This is a genomic window from Microcoleus sp. FACHB-1515, assembly GCF_014696105.1.
Classification (GTDB): Bacteria; Cyanobacteriota; Cyanobacteriia; order Elainellales; family Elainellaceae; genus JAAUTJ01.
In genome coordinates this window covers 22,513-49,503 of sequence record NZ_JACJPO010000045.1, presented here as the reverse complement: position 1 = coordinate 49,503, position 26,991 = coordinate 22,513, and the positions used below count along the sequence as shown (strand labels likewise).

Genomic DNA, 26,991 nt, shown 5'->3' with positions numbered 1-26,991 from the left:
GGAACAGCATTGAAGATGATGAAAATGATGTATTAAAGCAGCGTTTTCATCACCCAAAGATATTCCCGTTCGATCGAATCAAGAATGTCAACCTTCATGTCAGCAGGTAACACATCCCAGGTGTAGGTTTCGATTTCTAGATGAGTACATTCGGGCGCAAGCGATAAATTTTCCAAAACATGACAGATATGATCCTGCGTAGAAGCAAACGTAGAATACTGGTCAATAAAAATAGGTACATGAAAATGAATACGCCATTCGATCGCCTCATCGGTATTGAGAGACGGCAGAGCATTTGTCAAGTCGGTATAGTGCTGGAGCGTGCCGTCTGCGGAGCGGCTAATCACCTGATGCAGATAGGTCGATTCTGCAAAGGGAGACAGGGCTTCCACCAAGGATTGACGCTGAGCCAGATCTGGCAGGGCAATTTTGAGGGCAGCACTGAGCTGAAACTTACCGATCGCAATCCCAGCCTGTTGCAGTGCTGTCAGGGCAGACTTTGGCTCCTCGTACTCTACCGCAAAGTGGCAGGTATCATAGCAGAGGCGAATGTGCCGTCGCAGCAAGGTTTCTGCCGTCTCCGCATGAACTCCTAAACGCTTCATCAAGGCAGGAATGCCGATCGGCAGCAGCCAGTTCTGGAAAAAGGCGATTGTCTCCTGTGCGTTTTCAATCAGCCCATCCGGTTCCGGCTCCAAATCCAGGTGAATCAGTTTCCCCGTTTCCTGATGAACCTGCGCCATTGTCATCACCGCCTGCGCCAGATGGAGCGTGCTGTGCTGAAACACCCGCTCCATTGCATCCTCCTGCCACCAAGGTTTGTAAGACAGAGGCAGGGTTGAAATTCCGCCGTCCATGCCTTCGGGCAGCAGAACTGCCAAGATGCGAATCAAGCGTTGCGTATAGGTCAGGCGTTCCTGGATCGACCAGTCCGGCGCATAAACCCGATCTTTCACAACTTGATGATGGAATCCGCCGAAGGGAAAACCATTCACCGTGAACACATATAGACCCTGCTCCTGCAACCAGGTTTGAAACTGACTCAGAGTATCCTTGGCTAACAAATCATCTGTCGCAGCATCCGCCAACCGCAATCCGACGCCAAAAGGCTGATGCGGGCTGAGCCGCTGTTTCAAAATCGGCAGGTAGGTTTTCAGGTTGCGATCGATCGCATCCCAGCTTTCGCCTGGATGAATGTTCGTGCAATACGTGAGATGCAGCGGTGAGGGAGTGGAAAGATGCATGGATGTTATGAGTGAGGAAATGAGAACCAGAAGAATGAGCGATTAGAAACGCGACAGGTAGACGATCGCTCTACGGTATTGCTCCAGGTCAACCTGATGAACTTCGACGCCTTTACCTACCTGGGTTAACAGCATCAGCGTCAGTTCTCCACCCAAATGCTCTTGAAATTCGATCAGCCCTCGAAACAGCGATAGCGGATGCTCTGGTTCAGATAGGTAACTGGTCAGCTCTGGCACAAACAGATTAAATCCCAAGGTCTTCAAAGTGTTGCAGATGCGCTGCCAATCCGTTTCTGGCAGCAGATCGACCAGATAGGAATAGGTAGCATCCAGGGCAATCCCGATCGCCACCGCCTCGCCGTGCCGCAGTTCGTATTGGGTCAGCCGCTCCAGCCGATGGGCTGCCCAGTGCCCGAAATCCAGGGGACGGGATGACCCCAACTCAAACGGATCGCCATGTCCGGCAATATGCTCTAGGTGAAGCTGAGCACACCGATAGATGAACTGCTGCATCGCGCCCATGTCCCGCTGTGCCAATGCTTCTGATCGAGTTTCGATCGCCGCAAAAAACTGAGGATCTTTAATCAGTGCCACTTTGATCGCTTCTGCCATGCCTGCTCGCCAGTCGCGATCGTCTAGCGTCGTTAAGAACTCAAAGTCGTTCAGCACGGCATAGGGCGGCGCAAAGGTGCCCAAGAAGTTCTTTTTATCAAAGGCATTGATGCCATTCTTGACGCCGATCCCCGAATCGTTCTGCGCCAGAACCGTTGTGGGTACGCGAATCAGCCGAATTCCCCGATGCGCCGTTGCAGCGGCATAGCCTGCCATGTCGAGGACAGCCCCACCGCCGATCGCGACCACATAGGAATGACGACATAAGCCGATCGCGTCCATTGTCCGATGCAGTTGTTCAATGAGCAACGAATTATTCTTCGCAGCCTCGCCCCCCGGCACCACCATCGGGGGAACAGGTAAGGTCAGACTGGGATAATGCTCGCTGTAAGCTTGAATCTGATTTAAAAGCTGAGAATGGTGCGGCAGCAGACCATCATCAACAATGACAAACATTTTCTTGGGCGTTGCGTCACCATTCTCGGCGACCACTTGGGCAAGGAGCGGATTCTCCGTCCGAAACAAGCCTTCGGTAAAGTGAACATCATATCGAAAGCTAACTTCAAACCGCTGATTGAGAGCAGGCAGCAGCGACTGAGCGGAACGCCGATTCAGCAAGAATGTCATGGTTTATTTGAAAGTAGTTTGGTTGAGAATGAAAGTTGAAATCAGGTAAAACGAAATCAAATCAAGAATTGATTAATCCGGCAACATGATGAATCAAGTGACAGCAAAGACACGTGCTAGGGAAATGGAGACAGGAAGTAATAGCAGTACGATCGCTCCGTAGATCCATCCGGCAAAGCCAGCCGCGATCGCCGCATCCATCACAATCAGCGACAGCACTCCGGATCTCACCGCATTCCGAATAGTTTCCGCGCTGGGATCGCGCGTGGCTTTCACAAATGCGGGCAGAATTAATGCTGCGAATAGCAGAATAAACGGCACCGCCACAGACAGACGATACACTGGCAGAAATCCCAGCCCCAACAGCCCTGAAATCACAATCCCAGCGAGGACTAATGCCAAGATACCCGTTTCACGCTTGCCACCCTGAACTTCTCCCCGACTGATGGCCGTGACCGCAGCAATATAAGCGATCGGAAGTAGTGCCAGAAACCAGCGTTCAGGCAGTAGCTCTGTTGCCGCACTCACCCCTAGAAGCAGATTTCCGCCTCGGCAAAGCCCCATATTGATGGGACCCCAAGTGTCCTGATGCTTGCCTCCACTGTCGTAGAGTAAGGCTGCAATGGCTATGCCGATCGCGAGTAGGGCACTGATCAGCGACACCTGTGCCGCCGCCAGCACACCACCCACCAGAAGCGCACTGCCCAAAAGTGCTGCTCCTTGCAGTGAAGCCCGACCGCTGGGAATGGGACGCTCTGGACGTTCGATCGCATCAAGTTCGGCGTCAAACACGTCGTTGAACACGACGCCTCCGGCATAAAGTCCAGTTGTTGCTAGCAGCAGCCAGCCCAGCGGCGCTAACGTCAAGAGGGATGCTTGTCCAGCCCATACTGACTGAATCTGATTGGTTTCCCCTGCCGCCGCATAGCCCAGCAGAATGTCTGCCCATGCAGTTAACACATTGGCGGGTCGGGTTAGCTGAAGATAAGCCCACAATGAGGTAGCCTGCACGCGGGTTGTATTCATGGCATTGGGTGTTAAATTTAGCAATTTGTTTTTTCAGTTCGGCTTTTGAGTTTGCACGTGAATCAGACGCCCATTCGATCAGGCGATCGCCCGATCAAAAACTGCTTATCGAATAATCAAAGACTCCTGCTCAACTTCGTAAACGGGCATTTGTCCCCGCAGAACCGAGTTACCGTTGTAAAGCTGCCGTTGATCCACAGGAGACGGATTCAGCCAATCTTCTTCTTTCATTTCGCCGCTCTGTCCGTAGGCAGCCAGGGCATTGCCATAGGAAACAGCTCGCACCTGTTCCTGAGGAATGCCGCTTTGAATCATGAGCTGGGCGGTTTTGGGAACGGCCAAGGGATCGCTCATGCCCCAATCCGCCGCACTGTCAATGATGACTCGCTGACTGCCATATCGCCGCACAATCTCCACCATGCGCTCATTGCCCATTTTGGTATTCGGGTAAATCGAGAAGGCACACCAGAACCCGCGATCTAGCACTTCCTGCACCGTTTCCTCGTTGCAGTGGTCGATAATCACCTTTTGCGGATCGATACCGTGTTCCAGGCAAATATCCATGCTGAGGGTGGTGCCTTCTTTCTTGTTGCGGTGGGGCGTGTGAACCAGCACAGGCTTATCCAATTCCTTCGCCAGTTCAAGCTGAAGCCGGAAATACTTCTCTTCGGCTTTCGTCATTTCGTCAAAGCCAATTTCGCCGATCGCCACAACCCCTTCCTTGCAAGCAAAGAGGGGCAGGAGATCCAGCACTTCCTCCGCTAGAGGCTGATTATTCGCTTCTTTGGGATTGATAGACAGAGTGCAATAGTGGCGCACCCCAAACTGACCAGCACGGAATCGTTCCCAACCCACAAGACTACTGAAATAGTCTTTAAATGACCCGACATTAGTACGCGGTTGCCCCAGCCAAAAAGCAGGTTCGATCAGGGCAACCACCCCATACTGCCGCATCACCAGATAGTCATAGGTTGTGCGGGATGACATATGGACATGCGGGTCAATAAACATCATGGAGTTTGGCAGCATAACACCTTTGCAATGGGTTGAACGCTATGAGGAGGACTGGGGAAATGAAAACTTGAAAGGATTGAATGCGTACACTGAAGGACAAGCTTCAGGAGGCAGAGAGGAAGTCCCAAGACAATTCGCCGCGCTGAATTTGCTGTTGCAAATGGGGCACTTGTGCCAGGAGGTCTTTTGCATCTGGCAGGGGACAACTCGCACAGGCAAGGGCACCAGCTTTTTGCTCTTGTTCATCTGTACTGGCTAACAGCTTTGCCAAATCTCCAATCCGATCGACTTCTAGAAAGGGAGCCGCGACCCGCCATAGTTCCGGGTTAATGGATCGCCCTGCCGCCCAGCGCTCATGGGCATAGTCCGACAGCATACGCGACAGCTTGGGATTGGCACGACGATCCAAACCGACGATCGGATGGAGCGGACTGCCCACAAACAGCGCCTTCAGCACAAGCTGATTCCAGGCATCTTCGCTGAAATGCTGGGCGGGATAGGAATTATTGAGGGCGATCGCATGAAACACTGCCGTCATGTTGGTGCGAATACCGTCGAGTGCTTGATTCAGAAAGTGATGCGAAGCACTTTCCCCTTTGGGAACATCGGGCTGGGGCAGCAGGGGCAAGACCTGATACAGGGCGACGAGTTCGCCCACATCTGCCGCTGAAAAAAGTTTTGCAACTGTACTGACATACGAATCTGGGTGATGGGCTGCCCAGGCCAGAATCAGCACTGCCCGACCCGCTTGATCAACACTCCAGTGCTGAAGGTTCCAATTGGGATGAATTTGAGCAGCCGTTTGCTTCTCGGCGTCAGACACATCGAGGTCAGCTTTACCCAAATATCGAGGAACGGCACTAAAGCGAGCGACAAAAATCTTCTCGGCGGTTTCTTTGACCTGATCAACCGTTTCACTGAACCATTGAAAGGCATTGTCATTCAGGTGCCGCTCCAGGCAGGAATACAAGAATTTTGCTGCCGGATCTAGCACAGGTACTAAGGTTGTTCGTTGCATTCTTAATAAAATGGTACTAAGGGTGATGCTTATCCTGAATGGCAATGCAGTTGAGATAGTCCCCGCCCACAGACAGTCAAATTTCTAAACTCCTTTCATCAGCTTGGCTGGAAAGGCTTTTTATATCAGTGGTATTACGGATGACATTCACCTTACATTTCGACGAATTGCTAACTTCTTAATCATTAAGTGGAGTTGCTGAGTATCTCAAGATCTTCTGCTGAAGTTCATAAAATCTTCATTTTCGCATCGGTCTTTCAACCAGTTCAGCTTGACCTTACCCGTTCTGGAGAAATGAAGTAAGTCCGGGAACGGTAGAAGCAGAATGACCCTCTTCCATCGCTCTAGGCCGTGTTTTCAAACCACCTGATCCTCCCCAGCCCTCCTTAACAAGGAGGGAGCCGAATCGCTCGAAGGCTGCCTTGCAAGGGAGGATTTAGGGCGATCGATCCTACTTCTACATGACTACCAACGTTCTGTTTAACCCTACGGCCCTTTGGTGCAGTGAAACAGGCATCAGACGTACCTGAGAGAAATTCACACATTGTCTGCGTCGCCAAACTCGCCAAACTAGATGTCGTGTTCCACGCACATTGGCCTTGATTCGCCGCTATTTGGCCGCAGGCGATCGAGCGTGAACCCTGTAGTGCAAGCACATTTGCTGCATGAAGCGTGTTTCTGTTTGACGTTCCACGCGCATTGCCGTAGCGTTTGAGGATTGAAATTTCATGTGCCTTGTTCGCCCGATTGCGTCGATCGACCAGCCCAATGAAGCCCTTGCTTTTTCTAACTGTTGATCTGGCTTTTTCCAACCGACATTTCCAAGGTAGAAATTTACCTTGGAAATATGCAAGCCATGTACCCATTGAATCGAAACAGCTTCATATTTTGTTTCTGATTCAACCGATTAAATTTCATCTTTGACTTGCTAAAAATCTTACAGCGCTGATTCTGATCGCGAGTAGAGCCAAACGCGCAGGAGAGAGAGTAGCTGCTCAATATCAACTGGCTTTGTAATATAGTCAGAGGCTCCTGCTTCAAGGCATTTTTCGCGATCGCCCTTCATTGCTTTGGCCGTCAATGCGATCATTGGCAGTTGCTTAAACTGCTCCATCTGGCGAATAGTACGCATTGTTTCATAGCCGTCCATTTCTGGCATCATGATATCGACGAGTGCAACGTTGATATCAGGCTGATTTTGCAATGCTACAATGCCATCTTGTCCATTTTCTGCGTAAGAAACTTCAATTTGATAGTGTTCTAGCAGGCTGGTGAGCGCGAAGATATTCCGTACATCGTCATCAATAATTAAAACTTTTTTGCCTGCTAAAATTGGGTCGTTTTGGTACAGGCTTTCTAGCATTTGCCGCTGTGAAGCGGGCAAGTTTGCCTGAACGCGATGCAAGAACAAAGCCGTTTCATCGAGGAGACGTTCTGGCGATCGCACATCTTTTACAATGATGGTTTCAGATACTCGCCGCAGTTCAGTTTCTTCTTGCGGCGTCAGGTCTTTTCCGGTGTAAACAATGATGGGAAGAAAGCGTAGATTTGCTTCTTGCTTAATGCGCTCAATGAGTTCAAATCCCGTCATGTCTGGCAAGCCTAAATCCAGCACAATACAGTCATAGTGGCCTGTCTTCAAAGCTTCGAGGGCGGCGGCTCCTGTCCCGACCGCAGTGCTGGAGACATCGCCACTGCCAATCAAATCTGCAATGCTGCTGCGCTGAATTTCATCGTCTTCAACAATCAATAAACGCCTGACTGGACGTTCGATGAACTGCTTGATGTTGCTGAGTGCAGCAGACAGCATTTCGCTACTGATAGGCTTTTGTAAATAAGCGATCGCGCCCTGTTTTAAACTGCGCTGCTGTCCGTCTTCAACTGACATGGTGTGCACAGGAATGTGGCGTGTGGCGGGGTCGTGCTTGAGGCGATCGAGCACCATCCAGCCGTCCATTGCCGGAAGACGAATATCGAGCATGATGGCGGCAGGTTTGAATTCACGCGCCATCGCGACGCCCAAATCGCCGCGATGGGCAACAATGCCTTTGAATCCCTGCTGTCGCGCCATATCCAGCAAAATCTGAGCAAAATTGTCATCATCTTCGATGATCAGCAGCACCTGATCGCCTGCTTGAATGGTTTCGCGATCGTCATTGATTTTCGATTCAGCAAAAGATGAAATTGGAGCGATCGCGATGTCGGTCAGACGATCTTGATTCAACGTTTCCCGACGAATGCTAATAAAGTGACCTGAATTTTTGCTCTGTGTTTCTTGAGGGTTCGTTTCTGGTAATAGGTAGGTTTGGGGCAGATAAAGCGTAAAGGTGCTGCCTCGGCCTAATGTACTGACGAGTCGCAATTCACCGCCCAAAAGTCGAGTGATTTCGCGACTGATTGATAAACCTAAACCTGTGCCTCCGTATCGACGGCTGGTTGTGCCGTCCGCCTGCTGGAAAGCTTCAAAGATAATTTGTTGCTTGTCGGGCGCGATGCCGATGCCTGTATCGATCACAGAGAAGGCAATGACGCGATCGGCACGATTGAGCGTGTTGTGATCAGCACTCCATCCACTCGTGACTGTACGAATTTCTAGTTTGACTTGTCCTTTTTCTGTGAATTTGAATGCGTTGGCGAGCAGGTTTTTTAGTACTTGCTGGAGACGCTTTGAATCGCTGTCGATCGATCGCGGTAGCTGTGGATCAAGGTCGATCGAGAAGTTGAGTTTTTTCTCTTGAGCCGTTTGGCTAAAGGTGCGATCGAGATATTCTCTCAAGTCGTTAAATAGAATTTGATCCACGTCCACCGACATCGTGCCCGACTCGATCTTTGCCAGGTCGAGAATGTCATTAATTAGCGCTAACAAATCGTTGCCAGACGAGTAAATTGTCCGAGCATATTCGACCTGTTTCTCAGTTAAGTTATTGCCGCTATTTTCAGAGAGCAGTCGCGCTAAGATCAGCAAGCTGTTGAGCGGCGTTCGCAGTTCGTGCGACATATTCGCGAGGAATTCTGATTTGTAGCGCGAAGTGAGCGAAAGCTGTTCGGCTTTTTCTTCAAGCGATCGCCGTGCCTGTTCAATTTCAGTATTTTTGCGTTCAACTTCGCGGTTTTGCTCTGCAAGCAGTTCGGCTTTTTCTTCTAGTTCGGCGTTCGTTTGCTGTAGCTGTTCTTGCTGCTCTTTGAGCAGTTCTTCTGAAGCGGTGAGCGATTGCGCCTGCTGTTCGAGGCGGGTGTTGGTTTCAGTCAGTTCTTTTTGCTGCGCCTGCAATTCTTCTGCGAGCGATTGTGACTGTTTGAGCAGTTCTTCGGTTCGCATACTGGCGGCGATCGTATTGAGAACGATACCGATACTTTCGGTAAGCTGATCGAGGAAGTTCAGATGAATTTCGCTGAAGTGACGGAAAGAGGCTAGCTCAATTACGGCTGTCACCTGTCCTTCAAACACGACAGGCAAAACGACGACGTTGGCAGGCGTAGATTCTCCCAAACCAGAGCTAATTTTGATGTAGTCGTCGGGAACGCTGCTGATTAAGATTCGCTCTTTTTCCAAAGCGCACTGCCCGACGATGCCTTCACCCAATTGGAAGCGGTTCGACAGATGCTTGCGTTCGCGGTAGGCGTAACTGCTGAGCAGTTTGAGCAGTGGTGAATGATGGTCGGTCGTTTCCATCAGGTAGAAGACGCCTTGCTGAGCCGCGACGAGGGGCGCAAGTTCCGACAAGATCAGTTTTGAGACGGTTTCCAGGTCGCGCTGACCTTGCAGCATTCGCGTAAATCTTGCCAAGTTTGTCTTGAGCCAGTCTTGCTCGGTGTTTTTCTGCGTCGTTTCGCGCAGGTTCGCGATCATCTGGTTGATGTTGTCTTTGAGGGCAGCGACTTCGCCCAAGGCTTCAACCGCGATCGATCGAGTCAAATCGCCTTTAGTCACGGCGGTGGCGACTTCAGCGATCGCTCGAACCTGAGTCGTGAGGTTGGCAGCGAGTTCGTTGACGTTGTCGGTTAGATCGCGCCAAGTTCCCGATGCACCAGGTACTTTCGCCTGTCCTCCCAGCTTGCCTTCGATGCCGACTTCTCGCGCCACGGTCGTCACCTGTTCGGCAAAGGTTGCCAGCGTGTCGGTCATTTCGTTAATCGTGTCCGCCAGCGTTTCGATTTCGCCCTTCGCCTCCAGCATCAGCTTACGCTTGAGATCGCCATTTGCAACGGCTGTCACCACTTTGGCAATCCCGCGTACCTGAGCCGTGAGGTTGCCCGCCATCAGATTAACGCTGTCGGTCAAGTCTTTCCAGGTTCCCGCCACACCGCGCACTTCCGCCTGTCCGCCGAGCTTACCTTCTGACCCCACCTCACGGGCAACTCGCGTTACTTCCGAGGCGAACGAGTTGAGCTGATCGACCATCGTGTTGATCGTGTCTTTGAGGTCAAGAATTTCGCCCTTCACGTCAACCGTAATCTTCTTGGACAAGTCGCCATTGGCAACCGCTTTCGTCACTTCCGCAATGTTGCGTACCTGTCCGGTCAGGTTGCTCGCCATGAAGTTGACGTTATCGGTCAAGTCCTTCCAGGTTCCACCCACGCCCCGCACAAACGCCTGTGCGCCTAATTTGCCATCCGTTCCCACTTCCCGCGCCACTCTGGTCACTTCTGAGGCAAAGGCACTAAGCTGATCGACCATCGTGTTGATCGTGTTTTTCAGTTCGAGAATTTCGCCCTTCACGTCCACCGTAATCTTCTTCGACAAGTCGCCGTTTGCCACCGCTGTCGTCACTTCCGCGATATTGCGGACTTGTGCGGTCAAGCTGCTCGCCATGAAGTTAACGTTGTCGGTTAAGTCTTTCCAGGTTCCGCCCACGCCGCGCACTTCTGCCTGAACGCCCAGTTTGCCCTCGGTTCCGACCTCTCGCGCCACTCTGGTCACTTCCGAGGCGAACGAGTTAAGCTGATCGACCATCGTGTTGATCGTATTTTTCAACTCCAGAATTTCGCCTTTCACGTCAACCGTGATCTTCTTGGATAGATCGCCATTGGCAACAGCGGTTGTGACGGTGGCAATGTTGCGGACTTGTGCCGTCAAGCTGCCCGCCATGAAGTTGACCGAATCGGTCAAATCTTTCCAGGTTCCATCAACGCCCCGGACATCCGCTTGAACGCCCAGCTTGCCTTCACTGCCGACTTCCCGCGCCACTCTAGTCACTTCCGAGGCAAACGAACTCAACTGGTCGACCATTGTGTTGATCGTATTTTTCAGTTCGAGAATTTCGCCCTTGACCTGCACGGTGATTTTCTTGGAGAGGTCGCCGCTGGCGATCGCCGTCGCGACTTCGGCAATGTTTCGCACCTGTCCGGTCAGGTTGCTTGCCATGAAGTTGACGTTATCGGTTAAGTCCTTCCAAGTTCCGGCCACACCGCGCACTTCGGCCTGAACGCCCAATTTGCCCTCAGTTCCCACTTCCCGCGCCACTCTGGTCACTTCCGAGGCGAATGAACTCAACTGATCGACCATTGTGTTGATCGTGTTTTTGAGTTCAAGAATTTCACCTTTGACATCGACCGTAATTTTGCGCGACAGGTCGCCGTTGGCGATCGCTGTTGCGACTTCGGCGATGTTCCGCACCTGTCCGGTCAAGTTACCCGCCATTGAGTTGACGCTGTCGGTCAAATCCTTCCAGGTTCCCGCCACGCCGCGCACATCCGCCTGTCCGCCCAGCTTGCCTTCTGCTCCGACTTCCCGCGCCACTCGCGTTACTTCTGAAGCGAACGAGTTAAGCTGATCGACCATCGTGTTGACCGTGTTCTTCAACTCCAGAATTTCGCCTTTCACGCTCACCGTGATCTTTTTCGAGAGATCGCCATTCGCCACCGCTGTCGTCACTTCCGCGATATTGCGGACTTGCGCCGTCAGATTGCCCGCCATGAAGTTGACGCTATCGGTCAAGTCTTTCCAGGTTCCCGCCACGCCGCGCACATCCGCCTGCACACCCAGCTTGCCTTCACTGCCCACATCTCGCGCTACTCGTGTGACTTCCGAGGCGAACGAGTTGAGCTGATCGACCATTGTGTTGATCGTGTTCTTCAACTCCAGAATTTCGCCTTTCACATCCACCGTGATCTTCTTCGAGAGATTGCCGTTTGCCACCGCTGTTGTCACTTCGGCAATATTGCGGACTTGCGCCGTCAAGTTGCCCGCCATCGAATTGACTGAATCGGTCAAATCCTTCCAGGTTCCCGCCACACCAGGAACTTCGGCCTGCACGCCCAGCTTGCCCTCAGTTCCGACTTCCCGCGCCACTCTGGTCACTTCTGAAGCGAACGAGTTGAGCTGATCGACCATTGTGTTGACCACTCGCGCCGTCTGCAAAAATTCGCCCTGAAGCGGTTTGCCGTCGATCTCGGTGGCGATCGTCTGCGACAAATCTCCATGTGCGACGGCTCTGAGTACCCGTGCGGTTTCTGCCGTTGGCTGCATCAAATCAGTAATCAGCGTGTTCACTGACTCAATGCCCGATCGCCAGCCGCCACGCGCCGCGCCGCCGAGCGAGGCGCGTTCATTGATTTTGCCTTCTTTGCCGACGACCGTACTGATCCGCTCTAGCTCGGCTGTCATCTGCTCGTTGCGATCGATGATGTCGTTGAGCACATCCGAGATTTTTCCAGCAATGCCAGTCTGTTCGATTGGCATCCGCGCAGAGAAGTTGCCCTTCTTCACCTCCGTCAAAACATTGAGAAGCTGTTTCAAATCAAGGCGATCGGCATCGGTTGTTGCTGAAGCAGAGGTCATTGAATCATCCTTTTTAGAAACCAAAATCCAAGAGGCGACTTAACTCTTTTGAGGGAAAAATGGCGGCTTAACGGTGGAAGCTTAAATTCACGTTTGTATCGCCATCAAGCTCTAAAACATTATGACTAACACTCGCCTATTTGCCTTCTCTATCGAAAGATAGAGAGGGAATTCCGGAATCGATTTCTTTAAAAACTCACGCTTAGCCTGCACTGCAATGGCTGCAATGATCAGCAGGAATCGATCGAGCAGTTTTTCAATAGCCCTCGAGGTTGGCGGCTATTTGATTCCTCTCTTTTTGGAGTTTGGTTAGACCGTATTGCGATTTCTGCTGCAATCAGCGATCGTCTGCATCCGATCAGGTTGCGATCGAATGCAGACGATTGCTGTTACGTCGTGAAGACAATATTTTCAACCTCTGCGTCGTTTCAGTTGCTATCCAGCAATGCGATCGCTCAGGTAACGATCGATTGCTCGATCGAGCTTCGGCAGCAAAACCCCGCGTTCACTTGTCAAGGCACTGTAGGCAGGGCGAGGCGCAACCCAGTTGAGTTCTTTCGTAGGACAAGCTCGAATGCGCCTGCTGTCTAGCCCTGCGAGCGTCGCTGCCTCCCGCGCTAAATCTGCCCAGGCGATCGCACCCGGATTTGCCAAATGCCATAGGCCGCACTCGCCATCAATCAGCAAATCGAGGCTGACGTTGACCAGATCAGGAACGTAAGTGGGAGAGACGATCGCATCTTCAGCCGCCACAAAAACCTGTCCCGATTGAATGGTACGCAGGGCGATTGTCAAGAAGTTGTATTCATCCCAAGGGCCAAAGAACGCGCTGGTGCGAATCACAAGTGAACAAGGATGCTGCTGCAACACCCATCGTTCTGCTTGCGCTTTGCTGTGGCCGTAGACGTTGAGCGGGGCGACCGGATCGCTTTCGAGATACGGCTGATTGCGATCGCCACTAAACACCAGATCAGAAGAAAAATTGACCAGCCCAACGTTGCGTTCAGCGCAGGCACCTGCCAAAATTGCTGCTCCGTCTGCATTGATGCGGCGACACAAATGCGGTTCTCGTTCGGCATCATCAACACGCACATATCCAGCGGCGTTTACCACTGCCCAAGGCTGCAACTCATCCAACACCTGCTCAACAATATTGGGCTGGGTGATGTCCATTTCCTGACGCGAGAGTAAATAGTAAGGAATGCCGCGCAGTTCGCAGATGCGAGCAAAAGCTTGACCTAATGTTCCGGTTGCTCCGGTGATCAGCAGTGGAGGAGTTGAGGCGATCGCTGCCCTGTGGATGCCTTTGACCTGCCGCATTTCCGGTGTGCTAAAAATCGCTGCATCTAAATCTGTCCAACCTCCGAGTTCTGGGGTGTAGCGCACAGGCGGATAGAGCAAGCGTTGCGATCGCTGCCACCATCCCGGTAGATTGAGCAGCGGATGGTTGTACGATCGTCCTGCTGTCAAACACTGCACCATTTGGGCGATCGCGGTTGATCGCGGTTGGGGCGATCGCACATCAAACACGCCTGGCTCATAGAAGCCATCATCGCGAGTGACGAGGCTATTCCAGTCATAGGTTCCCAGCAGCGACCAAACGGCAACCGCACGAAAGTCAACGCCTTGATTGCGAAGCGTTTGGGCAATCTGCCAAATTTGCTTGAGCCAGCGCAATTGTTCTTCACGGGTGCAGCCGAGATGCGCCTCGGTAATGGCGATCGGTCGATGATAACGCTCCCACACTTCCCTCAGCAGCGCGACATGATCGTAGAGTCCTTCCGCACAGACCCAAACCGCTTCCACATCCGCGTATTGATGCTGGCCGTTGCCGCCGTGCGTATGGGCAGGATAGCGATCGAGCCGTTCATCCAAGAAGCGATCGCTACAGACATAGCGATTAATGCCGATGATATCGGGCGGACAGGGATTGTCTTGAAACCACAGTAATTCACCTTCTTCAATGCCAGCATCGAGTAGATAGCGCCACAGCGGATGATTGCGATCGATGCGGCCACACAGCAAATCGAGTGAGAGCCAGCGGCGATCGTTCTCTAGTTCTGCTTGATAGGTCAGTAACGGCGTACTGCGTGTTGAGCCTAAATCCTCAGTTTGCACCAGTTGGGCACGCGGATTGACTTGCCGAATTGCCCGCATTGCCAGCACGGTTGCTCGACACTGATTCAGTAATGCTTTGAAGAAGCTCAAATCATCGCGACCATGCGGATACCAGTGCCCATACAGGCCGCTAAAACGTGCGGTTGTTAACGGTTCATTAACAGGGGTGTAATACTCCAGCCGAGGATAACGCTGAGCCACCGCAAACGCAAATTCGGCTAATTGTTCTGGAAAAGTTGGATTAAGCAAATTGGTGTGACGGGGGCCGCTGCCATGATGGATGAGTCCGGCGATCGCTCGAATGCCCAGATCATGCAGGCGAGTTAACCGCTGATCTGCCCAAGACCAATTGGCTTGAGCGAGTCCGTTGGGAGCAATGCGCTCCCACAAAATTGGATAGCGAATCGTTTGCACACCCAAAGCCGCAAATCGATCGAGGTCTTCAATTCTGGTCGCATGACCATTGCGCTCTAGCTGATCAAGATAGCGATCGCCGACGCGATTGACTGTACATTCAATTCCACCCCAAAGTTCCAGCGGTGAAGCTTGCTTTGAACTCATAGAACTCGTATTTTTAAAAAGAGTTGTTGTGACGATTTCAATTCATTTAGTGCCTTTATCAAGCGGTTCAAACCTGCTTGGAAATAGGACAGTAATCTTTGCTGCAATCGGCTGTCTGAACGTTTGCGATCGCAGCCTCGATGAACTCATTCATCTCATTCCAAGTTTGATTTCCGCTGTTGGAAAAAATATAAACATTAGAGTGCTGCGTCGATTTGTACAGATTGCGCTCTTTGAAAAGGACAAGATGCGCTTGGTTCAATAGTTGCTGTTCTAATTCTTGTAAGATAGACGAAGTTGCCTCATCAGGTCGCTCATTCACACAGTCGTACACGATCGCGGCGGATTTTACATGACGGGTAAAAGGCAATGCGGCAGGTGTGCAGTACCAAAGAATTGGATTGTCGATCGCATATTTTTCAATGAGTTCGTCTATCAAGCTGTGGTGCATTGCGCTCACTAAAGCTTCACTTACCCAATCTGGCAGATGGGCGACAACTACCCACACACCACACTCATCTCGACGAATTTCAAGCCACCAGGAACTAATAAATTCCAGAACAGGTTCAGCAATAAAAAAGACGCGATGCGTTTGGGCAAGATAGCTGAGAAGATGGTGCGATCGATCATCGATCGAATTCCACTGCAAGCCAGCCAAATAGACCAAATCGCGACCACCAAGCAAAATATTTTCAGTGATATCGATCGGAGTGTAGTCAACAATTGACTGGTTTTGCTTAGAATGCTTCACAAGTTGGTTTTTTTTATGGAGAAAGGATTTATTAGTAAACAGTAGGATTAAACCATTGAGATCACGTCAGCTTTTTGAGGGATCTTATATTAAGCTGCATTGTGATCAGAGTTACAGCTAAAACCATAAAGTTTGATGCAGTTCTACTTTGCTGCGTAAGGTCGTTCAAGAATTGAAAACTCGAAGATTAACTTGTTAACTGTAATCCTCGATCGCGCAAATGTTGCTCGATTTGCCGCATATTATCAAGCGTTTCTCCCGTGACAATGCCGTAAATTTCCGTGTAAATTTTGCCATATTTCACCTTCTCTAAAGCGGAGAGAATCAGAAAGTCTTTTCGCGCTAGTTCTGGCTTCAAGGTAGTGAGAATGGAATCAAGCGTTCCTGACATTCGGTAGTCGCTGAAGTATTTTGCGATCGCCTTACCCAACTTCAGCAACTGATGTCGCTGTAGACAAAGCGGCGTGGAACCATTGATGCGAAAATTGGCATCGATCGCGTAAAGTTGCCCGTCTCGATCTTCCAACACATCAAAGCCAATCACGCCAAAATATCCTTGCTGATGGGCATATCGAGCGATCGCCGCAATCATCTTCGAAAATCGACTTAAATCATCCGTATAGTCAATAACACCTCCTAAGTATTCACCTTCAGAACTGACGAGTTGCTGAGTGACGCCAATTAAAGAAATTTCTCCTTGTTTGTTGACGTAGAACTGAACGCAGTAGTTGCAAACTTCGTGTTTGACAAATTCTGAAACGATGATTGTTTCAAGAAGTTGAATGATCAAATATTTCTTCAGTTCTTCCAGGCAATAGTTGAGATCGCTGTGGCTGCGGATGATGTAGGTTCCTTCTCCTGAAAGTCCATGTGATGTTTTGATCAAATAAGGAAATTGGGAAGGCAGGGGAATTTGCTCAAGACTGATTTGATCCAAATGATAGGTTTGATAATTTGGACAAGGTACGCCAAGCTGAGCAAGGGTTGCTTTACTGAGCAAACGGTAGTGAGTATCGGGATGGACGGCGTGTTTTTCAGGCCGCAATCGATCGAAGGGAAATAAAGTCATGACTCGATCGATGCGATCGCTTTGATTGAGATCGTCTAGATAAGTGGAACAGTCCATCCATTCCAAATGCTCAGAATTGAAGCCGAAATGCTCGCGCCAGTAGTGCATCAGCAAATCTTGAGGCCGACGAATCACAATTCCAGCTAGCGCATTGCCCAAGACGGCTAAGTTTTTCCAAGGCTCTTTTTGGCAGATCTTATCGAATGATGTTTTCGTCGCTTCACTGCTGCCATCTTGCAGAAAATACTTCTGCGTATTCGGGTAAGCTGCCCAACTTGCTGTTGCCGGATAGTTCAACATCAATGCATGGCGATCGTCGCAGTCTTGAGCAAATAAATCCGAGAGCGAATTGCCTTGGAAAAAAGTCAATGGTTGAGCGATCATGACAGCGCATTCACAGCTTCTTGCTGTTTGCAGGTGAAGACAGCAGGCTGATGTAATGCCTCGCTCATGTAGGCAACGGCCATGTCTTGCGAGTTGTGTGTCCAGCCCATGCGCCCGTCGCGATCGAGCAGAATGCAGCCCGCTTCACCAGGAACTTTCTGTTTCAATACTTCGATCGCCTGTTGCGCTGCTTGTTCTGGATGACGGGCAACAATTCCATCCTGACTTGCTGTATCACCTGACAGCAAATCAACCGCAGTTTTTGCCAACACAACCGGAATCACTGATTCGCCGTCACCTGTGGTTGAGCAAGCACCCCGACTATCCGCATAGAGGCCGCAACCCACGATCGCCGTATCGCCAACGCGCCCCGGTGGTTGATTTTCCAGACCGCCCGTTGAAGTTCCAGCCACCAAATTGCCGTGAATGTCGAGTGCGACGCAACCGACCGTTGAGGAGCGGTCTTCTGGCATCTGTTCTTGTTCCCACATCTGCCGCTGTTCTTCGCTGATCAAGCTGTCGGGTTCGCACATTTCACAGCTTTGTTCTTCGGCAAATTGTTCTGCCCCATGCGCGACTAGAAAGTAAGACTTTTTCTCTAGAATTTTTCGAGCGACTGAAATCGGATGCGCGACCCGCTGCACGGCGGCGACGCCTCCCCATCGAAGCCCCTTACTTTCCATCATTCCGGCATCGAGATATACCTGACCTTCGCGATCGAGCGTTGCCCCAATGCTGGCGTTGAACGTGGCATCCGCTTCCAAAGTGCGAATCGCAGCTTCAACGGCATCTTTGGCATCTCCACCGCGTTGTAGAATCTCCCAGCCTGCTTGAACGGCAGTTAAACATCCTTCTGTATTGGCCTGGGTTTTATCGTCACTGATTGTTTTTGCGCCACCATGCACAATAATTGCGATCGTCATAAACCGGATAAGTGTTTTTATTTCAGTTTTTACCGTTAGTTGTTGCGATGCAGCAAGCGATCGACCTGATGAAGAACTATTGCAATCACTTTTTAATGAATGACTGCCGATCAACAAACATAGCTTTGAGAATTTCGATTAACCTCGTGTAAAAGAAGTAGCCTGATGTTAAATTGCTTTGTAACTCTAGTCACATGACGACAGCAAACTCAAAGCTGTACTAATTGAGCGGCATTTTTGTTTTAGCTTGCGTTCACTCGATCGAATATCAGTTCATGCGAATCATTTGAGTATTGGTAGAAAGCGAATTCCTCTTCAATCTTTGTTGCCACTTCTCATGGATAAGAAACGTAGCCTCTCGGCACAACGGTTCGATTCACGATCGCCTCACTTAAATTGATGTCGATCGGCGTCACATCTGTTAGAGAGGCCCATCGCAAATTTGCGCCGGATAGCTTAGCATTCGTCAGATTCGCTCGTAATAAAACAGAGCCTTCTAAATTGGCATCTGCAAGATTACTTTCACTCAGGTCAGCATCACACAAATCTGCACCTCGTAAATCTGCTCCGCAAAGATTGGCTCGCCGCAAATTTACACCGTTGAGTCGTGCATTGCTCAGGTTTGCGCCGGACAAATCTGCATCAGTCAAATTCGTGTAGCTTAGTCTTGCACCTGCCAAATTCAAGTTTTTGAAATTGTAGTTGCTCGCTGCGTAGCGTTGCAGAAATTCTTTGATATCCATTGCTCGATATTTGATAACGCTGTTTTAATTGTTTCAACCAAAAGTTACGCACCTTCTTCTGCTGTGCCAATGCCGCGATCGACATTCAATGGCGTTTCAGTATCAACGATTTTGCGCTCTGCTGGCTCAGTTTGTAGCGCAGGTGGAACTGGCATTCCGATGGCTTGCGCCAGTTCTGGCGGTGGTGCTTGCCGACTCAAACTGCGTACATAGTCGCCTGTATGAATGGCCTCGATCGGTTTCATTTTGTGAGAAATCGTGTAGTAGCGATGTGTTTGTCCCACCATGCCGCGCTCTTCTATTGCCTCAGCAGAAATCTTTTTACGCAGCTTGATAATGCCGTCCATAATCGCTTCGGGGCGCGGCGGGCAACCGGGGATATAAACATCGATCGGCAAAATTTTGTCTGCACCGCGCACCGTCGTTGGCGAATCGGCGCTAAACATTCCGCCTGTAATCATGCAGGCTCCCATTGCAATCACATACTTCGGATCGGGCATCTGTTCATACAGCCGCAGGGTGGCGGGAGCCATTTTCATATTCAGCGTTCCAGCCAGAATAATCAGGTCAGCTTGACGCGGGCTAGAGCGGGGAATGAGGCCGTAACGATCGAAGTCAAAGCGCGAGCCAATCAGCGCAGCAAACTCGATAAAACAGCAGGCGGTTCCATACAGCATCGGCCACAAACTCGACAGCCGTGCCCAGTTGTAAAGATCATCTACGGTGGTGAGAATAATGTTTTCTGAAAGCTGTTTTGTGATTTGAGGATAGCCAATCGGATTAGTAGTCGAATCTGCGTCTGGGTTAACTGAATCAAGAGGGCTGAGAGACATAGCGAAGAAAACCTGTTACGGTGTGGCGAAGACAGCACTTGATGCATTGCATCTGCACAAGCTGCATTCTTAACTAGGCTAAGTGAGAACTAATTTTGAATGGTCTACCAGAGGTAGAAGATGACGATAAGTTTGCAAGTAGTTTGTAATACAAAGTGACAAATCATACAGCACTCAAAGTAGCGTGATTAATGTAAAGCTCACGAGACTGTGCCCAGAACCTTCCCATCTAAGGTAAGAATACTCACGAAGTTTTAGCAGCGTAGTCTTGTTCTTTACGATTTGTATAAAGTACGATCGATCGCCTCTTTCAAAGAAAATAATTTAGATCGTATTGAGCAATACATTGTTTGCAATTTTCACTGTAAACAATGTTGAATTTTTCTACCGCGCCTGAGTTAAGACGCAACAAGAATGGTGCAAGCACTTCAAAATTCTTTCACGACTTCAGACCTCGATCGATTTGCCTTCGATCTCAACCGCGATGGCATTTGCGTCATCCGCAATCTTTTCGATCGTGACCTGATCGAAACCTGGGCAAAAGCATTCGGTGATTTGTTTGAGCAGCGGCAAAATCAGCCTGGAGGCCTAGCCCCCCGTGAGCAATCTCGCTACTATTTAACCTTGCCTTGGATTGCTCCGTTTGCTGATAGTTCCGTCTTCGCTCATCCGGTGATTTTGGGTATTCTCGATCGCGTTTTTCATCAGGAATACCGCATGGTACAGCTTGGTACGGATACACCCTTTCAGGGGTCAACCTATCAGGAAACGCATCGCGATTTTCGTCCATTATTCTCTGACGAAATTGTCACGCCGCTGTATGCGCTGGCCGTGAATTTTCCCCTGGTCGAAGTAACTGCTGAGAATGGCCCGTTTCAGATGGCGCGAGGAACGCATCTGCTGCCACGTGAAGTGGGATTGGAGAAGATTGCTGCGGGTGAAATTGCGATCGAATCATTCTACATGCAGCCGGGAGATGTGATGATTCGATCGCCTTTCGCGCTGCATCGCGGCTCACCCAATACTACCGCTCAGCCTCGACCGATGGTGGTGATGGGCTACGTGATGCACTGGCTGCACACGCCGAAAGTTGAACTGACTTTGCCACGCGACTATTACGAATCGCTGCCGGAACAGCTTCAGCAGATGTTGCGCTGCGAAGTGGTCGATCGACTGCCGATAGACAAAACTGAAACCTACATCAACTTCAAGTATTAGTTTGCTTGATTGCGGTTATTTATGGAAGTTCGTACCTACACAAATCCGGTGTATTCCGGTTACTTTGCCGATCCGTTTGTTTGGCAGCATGAAGGCATTTACTACGCGATCGGTACAGGCGAACCGGAAGCCGAAGGCGCAGTCCAAGACGTTCACAAACAACCTGTTTTTCCCCTCCTGCGCTCTGAAGATTTCGTCACCTGGCAGTTTGCTGGAAATGCTTTGCAGCGTCCCGATGCCGATTTAGGAACGCACTTTTGGGCACCTGAAATTGCGTTTGAAGACGGCAAGTTTTACCTTTATTACTCTGTTGGGCATGAAGATAAACATCATCAGCTTCGAGTTGCGGCCAGCGATCGCCCGCTTGGTGCTTATGTGGACTGCGGCAAAGCGTTAATTGATCCAAGTACCTGTCCGTTTGCGATCGATCCGCATCCGTTTCGCGATGATGATGGGCAGTGGTATTTGTTCTACGCTCAGGATTTTTTGGATAGTGATGACGAAGTTCGGGCGGGAACGGCGCTGATGGTCGATCGCCTCGTCACTATGAGTGAGCTTGCAGGTGAAGCAAAAGTTGTCCTGCGGGCGCGATCGAACTGGCAGCGGTTTCTCGCCGATCGATCGATGTACGGCGGCGTCTACGATTGGCATACGCTCGAAGGAGCCTGCGTTCGCAAGCATGAAGGGCGCTACTACTGTTTTTACAGCAGCGGACGCTGGGAAACCGAAGATTACGGCGTTGATTATGGTGTGGCCGATCGCGTCATGGGCGACTATTCCGACGCAGGCAACGAAACCGGAGCGCGAGTGCTGCGAACCGTTCCCGATCGCGTTTTTGGCCCCGGTCATAATTCGATCGTCCTCAGTCCTAATGGCGAAGAATACATTGTCTATCATGCTTGGGATAGTCAGCGATCGGCCAGGCGGATGTGTCTCGATCGCCTCGTCTGGACGGCAGAAGGTCCGCGCTGTGACGGTCCTACCTGGACACCGCAGCAGATCAAATAGCCATAAGTGAAGCTATTCAGCTTTCAATCCCTGAAGGGGTTTCGAGTTGGTCGCGCTTCGCCGCCTTCCAGCGATTGGAGGTTCTAGTTAGCTCGCGACAATTTCACCTAAACCCTTTCAAGGATTGAAACGTGCAACAGTTCTTCCTGCTCTTGCATCAGTTGGGCGACAATTTCACCTAAACCCTAGAAGCGTGACAAAGTGCTTCATGATGTTTGCGCCAGTCGAGACAGTGACAAAGGCCGACCCGGTGTGGTTTCCAATGTTTTCTCCGGAATTATTTCTACTTCGTATTCAATCTGACCGCAAAGACAGCTACCTCTTACCATCTTCTCTTCTAAAGACATATTTTTCTCCTAAAGGCATAACATTGCCCATCTCCCGCCGCAGATTACCTTTGTAGCATACTGAATCAACGCTCAACGATCGATGTGTAGGGGCGGTGTTAATCACCGAGGTCGGACGATGAAAGTGTGCCCAATTGCATTGCTTGAACCAAGCGATGCATAGGTGAAACGGTAGCCCACGTGCTCATCGGCAAGCACGGCTCCAGACAGATCAAGCTGATATGGGCGAAATCGCCAGCACACAACTTTAGATTTCACGGAATTTGAGCAGAAAGTCGCTGTTTTGCCCTCACGCCTATTGATTTGCTGTGCTGCGCTGTTCATTTCAAAAGCCGATGTTTGGTGAAGCGCGATCGCTCAAACTGACAACCGAAACATCATTGCTCACTGGCAGTTCTCGTTTTTTGAATCTTCTCTTGAATGGTTTCGGTTTCGCCAATTTCATAAAGACTGATCAAACCATTCTCAATGGTGAAGATTTGCTCAATGGTTGTATCTGCGAGCAAATTGCCTTGCAAATCTTTGACGATTTGATGAACGGTAACGACATCTCGATTGTGTTCATCCGTCTCAAACTTCAAGGTCTCAAGCTGCACCTGAATCACCTGATATTGATTCGTCCAGTAGTCGCGCACCGCGTCGCGTCCATAAACGAAACCGCCTTCCACCCCGTTCGCCCATTTCACGTCCGGTTGCATCAGCGAGATGATTGTTTCAAGCTCGCCTTTGTTGAAGGCTTCGTATAAATTTTGCAGAAACTGCTGATTTGAACTCATGATTGTTCCTCATAAAATAACAGCGAACAAGCTGGATAATTACACACTAGATTGTGCTAGTACTTCAGGTAATTTTTGTTGCAGCCAGTAATGCCAGTTGGTTTGGCGGTTCAACAATTTTGAAGGTCGAGGTAAGCCGTCTTTTGAGGTAGAAGAAAGCGTTTGTAAGGGATGGATGAGCGCTGTTGTAGATGTGAGTTGAGAGTCAATTGTCCTACGCATCGATCGATCGAATACTGGCATACCCAATCCAGGAATCGGCGCAGACCCGATCGCCCGGTGCTGAAGCCGAACTTGCGTCCCGCCTTCTACTGGAGATAATGTCCATATCACTCGTGATGCTGCGTCCGAGGGATGCGCTTTCCAGCTATACACCAGACGTTTGGGTGCTTCCACTTCGAGCACTTCGCAGTGAATCGTGACTTCTAGCTCCGGTAGCGGACAACTGTGAAACCGAAACCGATGCCCCAACTGGAGTTCAAAATCGTTATTCATCATCCAGACACTCAGAGTCCGGCGATCGGTAAGGGCTTGCCAAACTCGCTCCGGTGGATGGGGATAGAACATCTCCAGCACAACGTCCTGACTCATGATTGTTCCTCCAAATACTGCCCTAACGCATCCAGTTTCGCCGTCCAAAACTGTTCATACTGGCTGACCCAGTCCGATATGGGCTTGAGTGAGGTGGGATTGAGTCGATAGATGCGCTGTCGTCCCCGGCGCTGCTGGGTGACTAAACCCGCTGCACACAACACTTGCAGATGCTGCGAGATGGCGGGTAAAGACATCCCGAAGGGTTCAGCAAGGTGTTTGACAGGCTGTTCGCCTCGCTGCAACTGATCGAGAATCGCGCGACGCGTGGGATCGGCGATCGCATGAAAGATGTCGGCACTGGCAGTCGATCGACTCATGGAAATCATTAAGCAAACGCTTAGCCAAAGCGTACTTAAGCATTTGCTTAATTGTCAAGTCATGCTTCCACCTTGCTGTATGACTCTCACGATTGCGTCATCCAAACATTCAATATCCACAAGTTGGCGATAAACCAGGGTGATTCACCCGAAACATCAGCAGGATAACGTGGCGGGTTCGGTTGACCGACAGGTTAGGTAGCACTCGACTCATACCTGCTTAACCCATTGAGCTTTGCACCAACGGGAACAAACTGCCATCCCAGCGCTTTGGCAGCGACGGCATCACAGTGTCCGTCCCCATAGTACGTCACGCTTTCAAAGCTGCCATTCAGTTGCCGGAGCGCGTGAAGCATGATTTCCTGCCGCTGGAAATGGTCATCGCAGGTGGCTAGCGGAACGCCCGTCACCGGAAAGCCTGAGCGCGACAGTTTTAGGAGTGCCGATTCACGCCAACCGCCTGTTGCATAAGCAATTCGATGCGTGGTCGAATGGTGCAGAGACTGCACAAAGGCTCTCGCGCCCGGAATTTCCGTGAACGGGCCGTACTCAGAGACATGACGACGGACACTTTCAATAAAGCGATCTCGAACGGCGGCCACTCTCTGTGATGTTGCGTCGATCGCGTTGTCATTGAGAATCTCGGTCAAGATGCCAGCGGCGGTGAATTGGGTATACATCCCCCAGGACGGACGCAAGCTGACATCGCCAAGGACATCGCGGACTGATGCCAAGTAGAGCGCGTCATCATTAGCGTCCGACTGCAAGAGCGTGCCATCTATGTCGAAAATCGTTGCTTTCACTTTTGCGCCGCCTAACGTTCCGCTTCATCCGTCGCTATCAACTTTCGTTCTTGACCGAGAAATCTGTAATACGATCGCTATGCAAGCGGGTTGTTGGGTGGCGCAACCGCTTCTGTTTGCGTAATGTGATTCAATGCCCTGTAAAGTCCGTTAGCACTTACAGCAATGCCTGAATATCTTTTGCCAAATCTTCCGGCTTTGCAGTGGAAGGATAGCGTTTAACAACCTTTCCGCTGCGATCGACCAGAAATTTGGTGAAGTTCCACTTAATTCCTTCAGTCCCAAAAATGCCAGGTGCAGCTTTAGTTAAATATTGATAGAGCGGATGGGCATTGCTCCCATTCACCTCGATTTTCTGAAACAGTGGAAAGGAGACGCCAAAGTTAGTTTCACAAAAGGACTGAATCTGGTTTGAGTTTCCTGGTTCTTGCTGTCCAAATTGATTACAGGGAAATCCTAAAACAACCAATCCTTGGCTGGCATATCGATCGTACAACGCTTGTAGTCCTTTGTATTGAGGCGTAAAACCGCACTGACTCGCCGTATTGACAATCAATAAAACTTTATCTTTGTAAGTGTTGAATGACACTGACTCGCCATCAATGCTTGTTGCAGAGAGGTCGTAAATCGATGCAGGTGCTTTTGCTGTCATTGGGTCAACCCTTTCCTCAATGCGAAACATTACTTCAAGATCCTACTACGACCCTTTAACAATTAACATTCACGAGGTGTAGTTATTGCTCTGACTTTCGAGGAGTTTGTTCTTATTTGACTCCGCTCAAAGTGATGGAACAGGGATAGTCGAGAGACTGTGAGCATTGCTAAATCCGCCAAGCAGCGTTTTCAACCTGAAGCGACGCAAGCAAAGCAAATTGCTCGAATGCAGCAGTTTCTCGAATCTGGCGACCCAATTTTGATGGCTGAAGCATTCGCTTGGGCACAGGTGAATCTAGGTAGTTTGAAGGTTGGCAGAGTTGATCTGTCTGCGATCGATCTGCTGGAACGCTCAGACTCAAGAAGGTTGCGAGATTTTCTACTGCGATCGCAACGCCTGCACCGGATCAAGCTGGCTGGCTCGGATCGCAGGCAACAGACTTGCCCCAATTCCCACGCCAAAAGCGGCGGCGAGCGTCAGTCCCGCTGTTGCAATTTCAAATCGGTAGGGGAGGTTGAACTGTTTGGAGACGACCAGCGTCAGACCATGAACAGTGGCGATCGCCACTGTTCCACCCACCAAACTGAGCAAGGCCGCTTCCAAGATGAATTGCAGCAAAATTTCGATGCGCGTCGCGCCGATCGCCCGCCGTAGTCCGATCTCAGCCGTGCGTTCGGTGACAGAAGCGATCATGATGTTGGCGATGCCGATGCCGCCGACCAGCAGCGAAATTGCGCCCACCACTGCCAGTCCGCGTGAAGTCAACTCCAAGAGCCGCTGCTGTTCCAAAATATCTTCAACATTGTTGAACTGGTAAAACTGCTGGCCGGGAAACCGCTGCATCAAAAGCTTTTCGGCGCGATCGCCGACTGCTTCAAGGTCTTGCAGTTGAGTGGGGCGGATGCGAAATGAATCAATCTCGCGGCTGCCTGTAAGCGCACTCAAAAAGGTCAGCGTCAGAATCAGTTGACCAGTTGGCTGTTCCTCGTCGTAGTTATTTTTGCTCGCAATCACGCCAATGACCGTGTAGGGCTGACGACTGGCATAGATGCGCTGGCCGATCGGATTTTGGGCTTGAAACAGTTCAGTTGCTAGCAGTTCGTCAATCACAACCACCGGACGGAAGTGAGCAAAATCAGCGCCTGTAAAAAATCGGCCTGCGACGATCGACTGCCCCGATGTTTGCAGATAGGCCTGAGAAACCGCGATGATGTCGGGCTGTGCCTGCTGGCCTTGAAAAACAACGGGCATCGATCGATTCCAGTTCACTGCGCTGATGGCTTCTACCCCCACCAGCCGCTGCTGCAAAAATTCCATATCGTCCTGTTTCAGTTGCGCTCGCACACCCGAAGGCGATCGCCACTCTGGAAAGAGCGTCACCTGCGGAGCTTGCCGTGCGGCTAATCGTCGCGCCACGATCGCCCGACTGATGCTGCCCACTTGCAGCGTTGCGCTCACTGCCGTCACGCCCATAAATACACCCACTGTCGTCAAAATCGATCGCACCGGATTGCCGCGCAGCGATCGATAGGTAAAGTGCAGCAGATCGATTGGGGAAAGGCTCATCGC

The 26,991-nt window shown here is 50.6% G+C and carries 20 protein-coding genes; 2 read left to right on the top strand and 18 right to left on the bottom strand.

Features of this window, described 5'->3' with window-relative positions; all coding sequences use genetic code 11:
• Positions 1–32: 32 nt before the first annotated feature.
• The 12 genes from eboE to nuoB all read right to left on the bottom strand — a co-directional run bounded on the left by eboE (position 33) and on the right by nuoB (position 19,704).
• Positions 33–1,244, bottom strand: a complete 1,212-nt coding sequence (eboE, locus tag H6F67_RS15945) for a metabolite traffic protein EboE (protein ID WP_190767611.1) — start codon at positions 1,242–1,244, stop codon at positions 33–35.
• Between the two features lie 42 nt (positions 1,245–1,286).
• Positions 1,287–2,483 (bottom strand): 3-dehydroquinate synthase, encoded by a 1,197-nt coding sequence (locus tag H6F67_RS15940; protein WP_190767610.1) that lies wholly within the window; start codon positions 2,481–2,483, stop codon positions 1,287–1,289.
• Between the two features lie 93 nt (positions 2,484–2,576).
• Entirely contained in the window at positions 2,577–3,509 is a 933-nt protein-coding gene (gene eboC / locus H6F67_RS15935) for a UbiA-like protein EboC (protein ID WP_190767609.1), read from the bottom strand.
• A 105-nt stretch (positions 3,510–3,614) separates the two neighbouring features.
• Positions 3,615–4,538 (bottom strand): TatD family hydrolase, encoded by a 924-nt coding sequence (locus H6F67_RS15930; RefSeq protein ID WP_190767608.1) that lies wholly within the window; start codon positions 4,536–4,538, stop codon positions 3,615–3,617.
• 88 nt (positions 4,539–4,626) lie between these two features.
• Positions 4,627–5,517, bottom strand: a complete 891-nt coding sequence (locus H6F67_RS15925; protein ID WP_199304453.1) for an EboA domain-containing protein — start codon at positions 5,515–5,517, stop codon at positions 4,627–4,629.
• A gap of 961 nt (positions 5,518–6,478) precedes the next feature.
• The gene (locus tag H6F67_RS15920; RefSeq protein ID WP_190767606.1) at positions 6,479–12,322 is read right to left on the bottom strand and encodes a HAMP domain-containing protein; all 5,844 of its coding nucleotides are present in this window, start codon (positions 12,320–12,322) and stop codon (positions 6,479–6,481) included.
• Positions 12,323–12,757: 435 nt separating this feature from the next.
• Positions 12,758–15,001 carry a family 1 glycosylhydrolase gene (locus tag H6F67_RS15915; RefSeq protein WP_190767605.1) on the bottom strand — a complete coding sequence of 748 codons (2,244 nt, stop codon included), beginning with the start codon at positions 14,999–15,001 and terminating at the stop codon, positions 12,758–12,760.
• A gap of 67 nt (positions 15,002–15,068) precedes the next feature.
• Positions 15,069–15,752: a hypothetical protein gene (locus H6F67_RS15910; RefSeq protein WP_190767604.1), complete on the bottom strand. Its 684-nt coding sequence runs from the start codon at positions 15,750–15,752 to the stop codon at positions 15,069–15,071.
• Between the two features lie 187 nt (positions 15,753–15,939).
• Entirely contained in the window at positions 15,940–17,205 is a 1,266-nt protein-coding gene (locus H6F67_RS15905; protein ID WP_190767603.1) for an ATP-grasp domain-containing protein, read from the bottom strand.
• A complete protein-coding gene (locus tag H6F67_RS15900; RefSeq protein ID WP_190767602.1) occupies positions 17,202–18,128 on the bottom strand; it encodes an isoaspartyl peptidase/L-asparaginase family protein in 927 nt (308 codons plus the stop codon). The genes H6F67_RS15905 and H6F67_RS15900 overlap by 4 nt, the downstream gene beginning before the upstream one ends.
• A gap of 335 nt (positions 18,129–18,463) precedes the next feature.
• Positions 18,464–18,871 carry a pentapeptide repeat-containing protein gene (locus tag H6F67_RS15895; RefSeq protein WP_190767601.1) on the bottom strand — a complete coding sequence of 136 codons (408 nt, stop codon included), beginning with the start codon at positions 18,869–18,871 and terminating at the stop codon, positions 18,464–18,466.
• Positions 18,872–18,915: 44 nt separating this feature from the next.
• Positions 18,916–19,704: an NADH-quinone oxidoreductase subunit NuoB gene (gene nuoB / locus H6F67_RS15890; RefSeq protein WP_190767600.1), complete on the bottom strand. Its 789-nt coding sequence runs from the start codon at positions 19,702–19,704 to the stop codon at positions 18,916–18,918.
• 414 nt (positions 19,705–20,118) lie between these two features.
• Here nuoB and H6F67_RS15885 point away from each other — a divergent pair, with 414 nt between their 5' ends.
• Both H6F67_RS15885 and H6F67_RS15880 read left to right on the top strand, forming a co-directional pair.
• Positions 20,119–20,922, top strand: coding sequence for a phytanoyl-CoA dioxygenase family protein (locus tag H6F67_RS15885; RefSeq protein WP_190767599.1), 804 nt, complete (start codon positions 20,119–20,121; stop codon positions 20,920–20,922).
• Between the two features lie 21 nt (positions 20,923–20,943).
• Positions 20,944–21,930: a glycoside hydrolase family 43 protein gene (locus H6F67_RS15880; RefSeq protein WP_190767598.1), complete on the top strand. Its 987-nt coding sequence runs from the start codon at positions 20,944–20,946 to the stop codon at positions 21,928–21,930.
• A gap of 724 nt (positions 21,931–22,654) precedes the next feature.
• On the opposite strand, the gene H6F67_RS15875 is transcribed toward H6F67_RS15880, so the two are convergent.
• The 6 genes from H6F67_RS15875 to H6F67_RS15850 all read right to left on the bottom strand — a co-directional run bounded on the left by H6F67_RS15875 (position 22,655) and on the right by H6F67_RS15850 (position 26,988).
• Positions 22,655–23,053: a nuclear transport factor 2 family protein gene (locus H6F67_RS15875; RefSeq protein WP_190767597.1), complete on the bottom strand. Its 399-nt coding sequence runs from the start codon at positions 23,051–23,053 to the stop codon at positions 22,655–22,657.
• 39 nt (positions 23,054–23,092) lie between these two features.
• Positions 23,093–23,644, bottom strand: coding sequence for an SRPBCC domain-containing protein (locus tag H6F67_RS15870; protein ID WP_190767596.1), 552 nt, complete (start codon positions 23,642–23,644; stop codon positions 23,093–23,095).
• On the bottom strand, positions 23,641–23,964 hold the full coding sequence (locus H6F67_RS15865) for a helix-turn-helix transcriptional regulator (RefSeq protein ID WP_190767595.1): 324 nt from the start codon (positions 23,962–23,964) through the stop codon (positions 23,641–23,643). The genes H6F67_RS15870 and H6F67_RS15865 overlap by 4 nt, the downstream gene beginning before the upstream one ends.
• Before the next feature lie 194 nt (positions 23,965–24,158).
• Entirely contained in the window at positions 24,159–24,767 is a 609-nt protein-coding gene (locus H6F67_RS15860) for an HAD family hydrolase (RefSeq protein WP_190767594.1), read from the bottom strand.
• Between the two features lie 157 nt (positions 24,768–24,924).
• Complete coding sequence (locus H6F67_RS15855; protein ID WP_190767593.1) at positions 24,925–25,419, bottom strand: glutathione peroxidase; 495 nt, start codon at positions 25,417–25,419, stop codon at positions 24,925–24,927.
• Between the two features lie 381 nt (positions 25,420–25,800).
• The gene (locus H6F67_RS15850; RefSeq protein WP_190767592.1) at positions 25,801–26,988 is read right to left on the bottom strand and encodes an ABC transporter permease; all 1,188 of its coding nucleotides are present in this window, start codon (positions 26,986–26,988) and stop codon (positions 25,801–25,803) included.
• Between the last annotated feature and the right edge of the window lie 3 nt (positions 26,989–26,991).

What these genes read in the sequence shown, in the direction of transcription:
- eboE (WP_190767611.1), bottom strand. Translation starts at nt 1,244, where the DNA reads ATGCATCTTTCCACTCCCTCACCGCTGCATCTCACGTATTGCACGAAC.
- H6F67_RS15940 (WP_190767610.1), bottom strand. Translation starts at nt 2,483, where the DNA reads ATGACATTCTTGCTGAATCGGCGTTCCGCTCAGTCGCTGCTGCCTGCT.
- eboC (WP_190767609.1), bottom strand. Translation starts at nt 3,509, where the DNA reads ATGAATACAACCCGCGTGCAGGCTACCTCATTGTGGGCTTATCTTCAG.
- H6F67_RS15930 (WP_190767608.1), bottom strand. Translation starts at nt 4,538, where the DNA reads ATGCTGCCAAACTCCATGATGTTTATTGACCCGCATGTCCATATGTCA.
- H6F67_RS15920 (WP_190767606.1), bottom strand. Translation starts at nt 12,322, where the DNA reads ATGACCTCTGCTTCAGCAACAACCGATGCCGATCGCCTTGATTTGAAA.
- H6F67_RS15915 (WP_190767605.1), bottom strand. Translation starts at nt 15,001, where the DNA reads ATGAGTTCAAAGCAAGCTTCACCGCTGGAACTTTGGGGTGGAATTGAA.
- H6F67_RS15905 (WP_190767603.1), bottom strand. Translation starts at nt 17,205, where the DNA reads ATGATCGCTCAACCATTGACTTTTTTCCAAGGCAATTCGCTCTCGGAT.
- H6F67_RS15900 (WP_190767602.1), bottom strand. Translation starts at nt 18,128, where the DNA reads ATGACGATCGCAATTATTGTGCATGGTGGCGCAAAAACAATCAGTGAC.
- H6F67_RS15895 (WP_190767601.1), bottom strand. Translation starts at nt 18,871, where the DNA reads ATGGATATCAAAGAATTTCTGCAACGCTACGCAGCGAGCAACTACAAT.
- nuoB (WP_190767600.1), bottom strand. Translation starts at nt 19,704, where the DNA reads ATGTCTCTCAGCCCTCTTGATTCAGTTAACCCAGACGCAGATTCGACT.
- H6F67_RS15885 (WP_190767599.1), top strand. Translation starts at nt 20,119, where the DNA reads ATGGTGCAAGCACTTCAAAATTCTTTCACGACTTCAGACCTCGATCGA.
- H6F67_RS15880 (WP_190767598.1), top strand. Translation starts at nt 20,944, where the DNA reads ATGGAAGTTCGTACCTACACAAATCCGGTGTATTCCGGTTACTTTGCC.
- H6F67_RS15875 (WP_190767597.1), bottom strand. Translation starts at nt 23,053, where the DNA reads ATGAGTTCAAATCAGCAGTTTCTGCAAAATTTATACGAAGCCTTCAAC.
- H6F67_RS15870 (WP_190767596.1), bottom strand. Translation starts at nt 23,644, where the DNA reads ATGAGTCAGGACGTTGTGCTGGAGATGTTCTATCCCCATCCACCGGAG.
- H6F67_RS15865 (WP_190767595.1), bottom strand. Translation starts at nt 23,964, where the DNA reads ATGAGTCGATCGACTGCCAGTGCCGACATCTTTCATGCGATCGCCGAT.
- H6F67_RS15855 (WP_190767593.1), bottom strand. Translation starts at nt 25,419, where the DNA reads ATGACAGCAAAAGCACCTGCATCGATTTACGACCTCTCTGCAACAAGC.
- H6F67_RS15850 (WP_190767592.1), bottom strand. Translation starts at nt 26,988, where the DNA reads ATGAGCCTTTCCCCAATCGATCTGCTGCACTTTACCTATCGATCGCTG.